The sequence below is a fragment of the Intrasporangium sp. genome (assembly GCF_036566125.1).
Lineage (GTDB): Bacteria > Actinomycetota > Actinomycetes > Actinomycetales > Dermatophilaceae > Intrasporangium.
Genome location: NZ_DATCWX010000119.1, coordinates 1 through 6539, shown reverse-complemented (window position 1 = coordinate 6539; position 6539 = coordinate 1). Strand labels below are relative to the sequence as shown.

The window sequence follows — 6539 nt, the reverse complement described above, 5'->3', positions numbered from 1 at the left end:
GAGCACCCGGTTCAGCCCGGGCAGGTCCACTCCGACATCGCTGAGGAACTCGAAGAACTCCTCGATCTTGTCCTTGCCGGTCGCGTCGCCGCTGCTGTAGAGCTCGCGCAGACTGTCCCGGGCGTTCTTGATGTTCTCGGCCGCCTCAGCCGCCTTGTTCGCGAGGAACCCGAGCCCGGCCGCGGCCGCGATTCCCAGCGCGCCACCGATCGCGCCGAAGCCGGCGAGGGCGTTGGCGGCCGTCTCCTGCATGAAGTCGGTGACGCTGTCGAAGCCGCCGGAGAACGAGGCGGCCGCCTCCTTGCCGGACTGGCCGGCCTCGGACTTCATGTCGTCCATGCCGCGCTTGGCGCGGTCCATGCCGTCGTCGATCTCGCGCCCGGCCTGCTTGCCGGCCTTGCCGACACGCTCAAAGAAGTTGTCCAGATCGCGGCGCGTCTCAGGGGAGGCGACAGACTCGACCGACTTCTCGGCCTTCTCCATCCCGGACTCGACCTCGCGGCCGGCATCCTTCGCGGCGTCGCCGACCTTCTCCAGGGACTTCGCCGACTTGTCGAGCCCCTCGAGCTCCTTGCCCGCGTCCTTCGCCGAGTCGCCGAGCTTCTCGAGGTCCCTCGCCGGCTCAGCGAGGTCGAACTGGTCAGCCTTCGCGATCAGCGCGATCGTGAGGTCGCGGTTCGACTTGGCCACGTCAACCTCCCCGCTGGTGCATCAGGAACCGGTGTGTGCGACTCTGCGTCACATGAGCATGGGGAAGACGATGAGTGCCGTGGCCCTGACCGTCGCGCTGCTGGCAGGGTGCGGATCGTCGGGGGAGGACTACGCGACAGTCGCCAAGTCGGCTGGGCTGACCGAGGACAACGCGCAGGCCGTCGCAACGCTGCTGTGCGCGGGGGACTACTGGGAGATGTCCGCGGTCATGCGTGACGTGCCGGGCTGGTCGAACCGCAGCAGTGAGGAGCGTCGAGAGATATCGACCCGGCTTCTGCCGCTCGCCGCCGAGGAGTACTGCCCCGACAAGCGCGAAACCATCGAGGCCCAGATCAGCCAAGCGCTTGATCAATGAGGACGTTCGCCTTCTTCAGGATGATGTCCGCGTAGGCGTCCAGCACCCAAGGCATCTGCTCCTCGGTCGTGTCCCACACGTAGGGCCATCCTTTGTGGAACTGGCGCGTCGTGTGCCGCTTGTAGACCGACTTCCCGCCGGCGCCGCCCTTGGCACGCTCCGCCGCCGACACGCGCCCACGCTTGCCCGGCTTCCGGTTCACCGTTGAGACACGGTTCCCGCCGCCGTACTCCGTGCCGAACACCACGTCCCGCGCCGCCGCGCCGCCCGAGAGCGTCGATGACGCCCCCGTTCGGCCACCGACGACGAGTGTCGGGTTCGGGTTCGCGCGCACCCGGGCGGCGCCGAACAGAGCCCGCCGGAACGGGCCCCGCGCGGCGTGCCCGACCGCCTGCGACAGCTTCGGGCCGATGGCCTCGACGACCTGGGGCGAGAGGTTCTGCTTGACGTCCTTCGGCAGCGCCGACACGGCCCGGGACAGCGCCTTGCACTGCCGCGCGAACGCCTCCAGATCCTCAGCCATCGGGCCGGGCCTGGTCCATCTGGATGACGAGGTCGCGCGCATTCTCCCGCGCAATGTCCCCGATCCGACCGAAGGCCGCCGCGAAGTCCAGTCGCTCCAAGGCGTCCTCCCATGCCGTCCTCGCCTCAGTCTTCGGACCCTCCCACGCTGGAGTGCCGCACGTGGGACAGGTGGCCACGTCAGGCGACCGTGCCCCGGACCGGCTCGCCGACGACACCCATCGTCACCGTGCCGGTCTGCACGGTGTTGACCGCGCCACCGATCGGGCCGGGCGCGATGATGACCGTCGCCGTGAAAGTCGGGTCACCCGTCGTCGCACCAAGCGGCTTGAAGATCACCGTCTTCGTCTGGCCCGCGTTGTCCATCAGGTACTGGGACAGGCTGTCAGCCGTCGTCCAGTCCTGCGCGTACTCCACCGCGCACGTCCACGACGGCGACGTCGAATCGGAGAACACACCCGAGGGAGAGATAGGGGTCCACGTCACCACCGACATCGCCGGGGTGAACGTGACCGAGGACACGTGCTTCTCGTAGTCGTCGACGTCGACCGTCAACACGGCGTCCTTGAGGACGAATGGGGCGCTCGCAATCGCGGGCATGGCGAATCTCCTTATTTACCAAAGGGATTGGCGCGAGTGCTCACGCCTTGGTGAATGGGCATGTGATGGTGATGATGTAGCCGTGGTACTTCGCGTCGATCGGCGCGCGCTCAGCAGAGACGACGACCACCTCGTTCGGGACCGCGCTACCTTCCAGCGCGTCGATCACGTCCAGCGCGAACACGTCGAGGTCGTCCTCGAGCGACTCTGACGGGGTCGTGCCGGGGACGAGCGCGTACAGCTCGAACGTGTGCAGCCGCATCGCCAGCGGGGCCTCCGGCAGCGGCTCCACCCGCGTCTGACCGACCATGACAGTCTTCGCGGTGACGTCGACCAGCCGCACGAACGGGATGACCGTCACCGACGGATCGGCAAGGGCCGTCTCGACCAGTTCCGCGATCGTGCTGCGCGCGCTGGCCATCAGGCGAACCCGAGCAGCGAATGCCCCTGCGGACGCAGCAGCTGCCGCACCACAGCGGACAACGGGCGGGCACGGATCGCGAAGTCACCGAACCCGACCACATCTGCGGACGTGTCCCCACGCTGCTGTGCCGTGTAGATCTCCCGCGCCTGGTAGACGTTCGCGAGCACGTAGTTACTCGGCGGAACGATCTCGCCCACCGTGACCTCCACGTCCGACCCGGGAGCCGTCGCGGCAGCTGAGAGGACCACCGTGCCCGGGTCCTTCACGCGCACGATCGTCGTGTCGGCAGGGATGCCCGTCCCGGTGACGGTGCGGCCCACGTCCGACGTCCCGAAGAACGCTGACTCCGACGTGACCTCCGTCGAGCCGTCCGACGTCACCACGTCGTACAGGGTGCGGGCGTCGACCCGGATCGGGGCGTAGGCGAGCAGCTCCTGATACGCGGCCTCGAGCAGGTCCTCGACCGTGGCCGTGTCGAGCCCGGCCGAGTCCTGCCAGTGCCGGGTCGCGTCAGCGGTTGTCGCCCACGCCACGACTCAGCCCTCCCGCGTCTCGACCCGCTTGCGCGAAGCCGGGCGCTTCTCGGCCTTGTCGGCAGGCTTCTCGGCCTTGACGGGCTCGAGAGCGTCACCCATCGACTCAACCACGACAGCCGGCAGGTCGAGGACCTCGCCCACCTTCGGCCACTCGCGACCGTTGATGAGGCCCGACGGGCGGACCTTGATACGAACCTTCGGCATGACTTCCTCCTTGATCAGATCGGGCGGTGCGGGTGACCCCAGCCGGAGCCGGGGCCACCCGTCAGAGCCCCGGATCAGGTGGCCGAGTGAACGAAGTACTTGACCGCGTTCGGGTCAAGCGCCGCGGCACCCGTGCGGACCAGCGCCCGGAACGCCACCTGGTCGTTGCCGAACTTGAACTCCGAGGACCGCTCGAAGCGCAGGCCGCCCGCGATGCGGACCACGAGCGCCGACCAGTCGCCGAAGTAGATCGACTTGGCCGAGGCTGCCGGGGAGGGCAGGAACGGGTCGATGTAGACGGCCTTGCCGAGGATCAGGTCCGGGTCGCCCGCGGTGAGCGCCGGCTGCCACACGGGCTCACCGGTGGACGCCTTGAGCTTGCGGACGATCGCGGCGGCCGGGTCGGGCATCGTCCACGCCGCGCTGGCCCGGTAGTCCGGCAGCACCGAGTGGAACAGGTCCACGAGCAGGTCGGAACCCTGACCGGCCGTGGACTGGGTGCCGAGCGTGGTCGACGTGCCGGTCGGGCCAGTCGAACCGGCCGTCGTGAACCCGGCGACCGCGGCGGCCGAAGCCACCTTGGACACGCGACGACCGAGCTCACGGCCAGCCGAACGGGCGATGTAGCCCTCCACGTCGAACGTCGCATCCTGGATCAGCTCGGACGGGACGTAGGTGAGGAAGCCGTACTTCGCCACGTCGAGCGCGACCGTGGTGATCGTCGCATCCGACTCGGCGATGGCGCCGCTCGCGGCGACCGTGGAGTCGGACGTCGTCGAGTGGACCGTGGCCTTCGGCATCGGCAGGCTGTTGCCGTCCGTGGTGTTGATGATCTGCACCCCGGCCTGCAGGAGCTGCGAGGACGCGATGGCGTACTCCCACAGCTGCGAGTAGACGCTGTTGGCGCCGACACCGCCCGAGGCGGACAGGGAGCGCTGCTCCTGCCCGCGGTAGACCGCGAGCGCGCGGGCCTCGGCACCGGCCTCGGCCTGCACGTCGAAGCCATCACCGACGCGGGCCTCACGGGCCCACTTGCCGAACGAGGACTCGCGCTCTTCGCGCTTCTGCTGCGCACGGGAACCGGCGCCGCCCTGACGGAACGAGGCCTCGAGGTCCGCGGCGCGGTCCTCGCCCTCCTTGATCTCCTTGGCGCGCTCGAGAAGGCGCTTGGCCTCGATCTGGAGGCCGTCGAGCTTGGTCTCCTCCTCGACCGTGAGCGCGCGGCCCTCGTTGCTCGCCTCGGTGGCGATGGTCTCGATCTGCTTGGCGATCGCGGCGCGTCGCTCCATGAGTGCATCTGCGATGCTGGACATGCTGAATCCCCTTCCTGGGACTTGTGACTGAAGTGCTGTCGGTCCCGGTGGGGTCGCCCTGCCGGATGTTCGGTTGTGCAGCCGCTTTCGTGCGGGTGGGGTCACCCTGCCCGCGCCTCAGCGGTGGATCAGAGAGTGTTCTCGACCTCGATGTTCTGCGCCCTCACGAGCCACGCAGACGGCGACAGGGGAACGCTCCGCGCCTTCGGGTCCTTGGTGTCGGTGCGCTTGAAGAACTTGGTCAGCTCGTTCTGCGCGGCGAGGCTGCGAACCTCCTCGAGCGGCGTGTCGAACTTGGCCGCGAGCGAACGCAGCCCCGTGTCGGTGTCGACATAGGCCGGGGTGTTGACCGACGCCACGTCGATCAGCCGGCCACTCACGAGCCGGCGCAGCGGGAAGCCCTGGTCCGAGGTGGTCCAGTCGTCCTCGAACGCGATGAACGCGAACGACGACTTGCGCACGTCGCCACGCTGCACGAGCTCGTACACGTCCATGCGGGTCTGCGGCACGTCCACGGCGTAGTCGAGCCCGATCTCGTCGAGCGACAGCCGCAGGGTCTGCGCGCCCGTCGTGCCCAGCAGCAGGTTGTCGTCGTGGTTGTGGCGCGCCATCACGTCCGGCCAGCCGTCGCCGCGGGACTTGTTGAAGAACGAACGGTCGATGATCTCGACGAACCCGCCGAGGTTCTGGCTCATCCGCTCGAACTTGGCGGCATACCCGCCGATGGTCAGCTGCTTGTCAGCGCCGGCACGGACCTCGACCGGGACCGACGTGAAGCGCCGCTCTGCGTCGCTCATGGTGTATCTCCTTGTCTCACTGTCGGCTCCGCCTTGGGTGCGGGCACGTTGTGGAAGCTGCCGCCAGGGACCGAGGTGCGGTCCTCGAGCGCGCGAGCCTCATCCACGGACAGGCGACCGTCCTGGATCTGCGCGCCGATGACTTCGACGCGAGTCTTTATGTCGGTGCGGATCGTCGAGTCGACGTTCAGCTTCACGTACTGCCGGTCAGGCAGCAGCCGTGCGAACGCCCGCTCCATGCGCACGATGTACGGGCGCATGTCGTTGGCCCGGTTCAGCGACCGCGTCTCGTCCGTCGAGTACGTGATCGACCCGTTCGGGGCGTTGCCGCCGATCTCACGCGGGTCGATGCCGTAGATGGACGCGATGGCGGACGCCGAGAGCTTCAGCGTCTCGATGAACTGCGCATGGTTCGGCGGGATCGTCAGCAGCGACAGGTCCCAGTCGGACCCGGTAACGAACGGCTTGCCCGACGCGAACGAGCGCACCACCCGCGACTGCACGTTCTCCGCTTCATCAGGGTTCAGCGTCATCTGAGTGTTCTTCAACACCGCCGGCGGGATACCACCACCACGCGCCACATCCGCATAGTCCTGCGCCGACAGGCCAGCCCGGACGATCGCGGCGAAGTGCTCGATGGGGGACAGGCCCAGCGTCTTCCCCGGCGGCACGATCCACGGCACATGAACGATCCGGGACGCCGAAACGGTGCTGCCGTTGACCGTCCACTGCCGATTGTGCTCCTGGAAGCCCCACTCCGTCCGCGACAGCCACTCCACGTCGGTTGGGAAGCCATCCGACTGCGACACCACCCAGCCGACCGCGTTGCCGTGCGCAGCGAGCCCGTAGGCCGCCTGGCCGATCCAGACGCCCAAACCCTGCCGGCCGGGCTTCTCGAGGTCCGCGAACACCCTCGGAAGGTCGATTTCGGTCCTCTTGCCGCCATTTCCGCGCTGGTACGCGTCAACAGGCAGCGACGACGTGAAGTCGACGATGTGCCGCAGTGCTGCGTAGACCGGCGCCAAGGTCGGCGCGCTCTCGTCCGTGACGCGCCGAAGCGTCGAAGAGCCGCCGACC

General features: G+C 68.3%; 10 protein-coding genes. 1 reads left to right on the top strand and 9 read right to left on the bottom strand.

Annotated elements, in window-relative coordinates:
• A partial coding sequence (locus VIR15_RS07130; protein ID WP_331926778.1) for a hypothetical protein occupies nt 1–690 on the bottom strand: 690 nt, incomplete at its 3' end.
• A 52-nt stretch (nt 691–742) separates the two neighbouring features.
• Between VIR15_RS07130 and VIR15_RS07125 the strand changes: the two genes are divergently transcribed.
• The gene (locus VIR15_RS07125) at nt 743–1066 is read left to right on the top strand and encodes a hypothetical protein (RefSeq protein WP_331926777.1); all 324 of its coding nucleotides are present in this window, start codon (nt 743–745) and stop codon (nt 1064–1066) included.
• On the opposite strand, the gene VIR15_RS07120 is transcribed toward VIR15_RS07125, so the two are convergent.
• The 8 genes from VIR15_RS07120 to VIR15_RS07085 form a co-directional block, all read right to left on the bottom strand.
• Nucleotides 1044–1589, bottom strand: coding sequence for a hypothetical protein (locus VIR15_RS07120; RefSeq protein ID WP_331926776.1), 546 nt, complete (start codon nt 1587–1589; stop codon nt 1044–1046). The genes VIR15_RS07125 and VIR15_RS07120 overlap by 23 nt on opposite strands.
• A gap of 179 nt (nt 1590–1768) precedes the next feature.
• Nucleotides 1769–2188, bottom strand: coding sequence for a hypothetical protein (locus VIR15_RS07115; protein WP_331926775.1), 420 nt, complete (start codon nt 2186–2188; stop codon nt 1769–1771).
• 40 nt (nt 2189–2228) lie between these two features.
• The gene (locus VIR15_RS07110) at nt 2229–2609 is read right to left on the bottom strand and encodes a hypothetical protein (protein WP_331926774.1); all 381 of its coding nucleotides are present in this window, start codon (nt 2607–2609) and stop codon (nt 2229–2231) included.
• Nucleotides 2609–3145 (bottom strand): hypothetical protein, encoded by a 537-nt coding sequence (locus VIR15_RS07105; protein ID WP_331926773.1) that lies wholly within the window; start codon nt 3143–3145, stop codon nt 2609–2611. The genes VIR15_RS07110 and VIR15_RS07105 overlap by 1 nt, the downstream gene beginning before the upstream one ends.
• A gap of 3 nt (nt 3146–3148) precedes the next feature.
• Nucleotides 3149–3352, bottom strand: a complete 204-nt coding sequence (locus VIR15_RS07100) for a hypothetical protein (RefSeq protein ID WP_331926772.1) — start codon at nt 3350–3352, stop codon at nt 3149–3151.
• Nucleotides 3353–3426: 74 nt separating this feature from the next.
• Nucleotides 3427–4665 (bottom strand): phage major capsid protein, encoded by a 1239-nt coding sequence (locus VIR15_RS07095; RefSeq protein WP_331926771.1) that lies wholly within the window; start codon nt 4663–4665, stop codon nt 3427–3429.
• 128 nt (nt 4666–4793) lie between these two features.
• The gene (locus tag VIR15_RS07090; protein WP_331926770.1) at nt 4794–5462 is read right to left on the bottom strand and encodes an HK97 family phage prohead protease; all 669 of its coding nucleotides are present in this window, start codon (nt 5460–5462) and stop codon (nt 4794–4796) included.
• Nucleotides 5459–6539, bottom strand: a 1081-nt coding sequence (locus tag VIR15_RS07085) for a phage portal protein (protein WP_331926769.1), incomplete at its 5' end; no start/stop codon positions are given. The genes VIR15_RS07090 and VIR15_RS07085, both read right to left, overlap by 4 nt.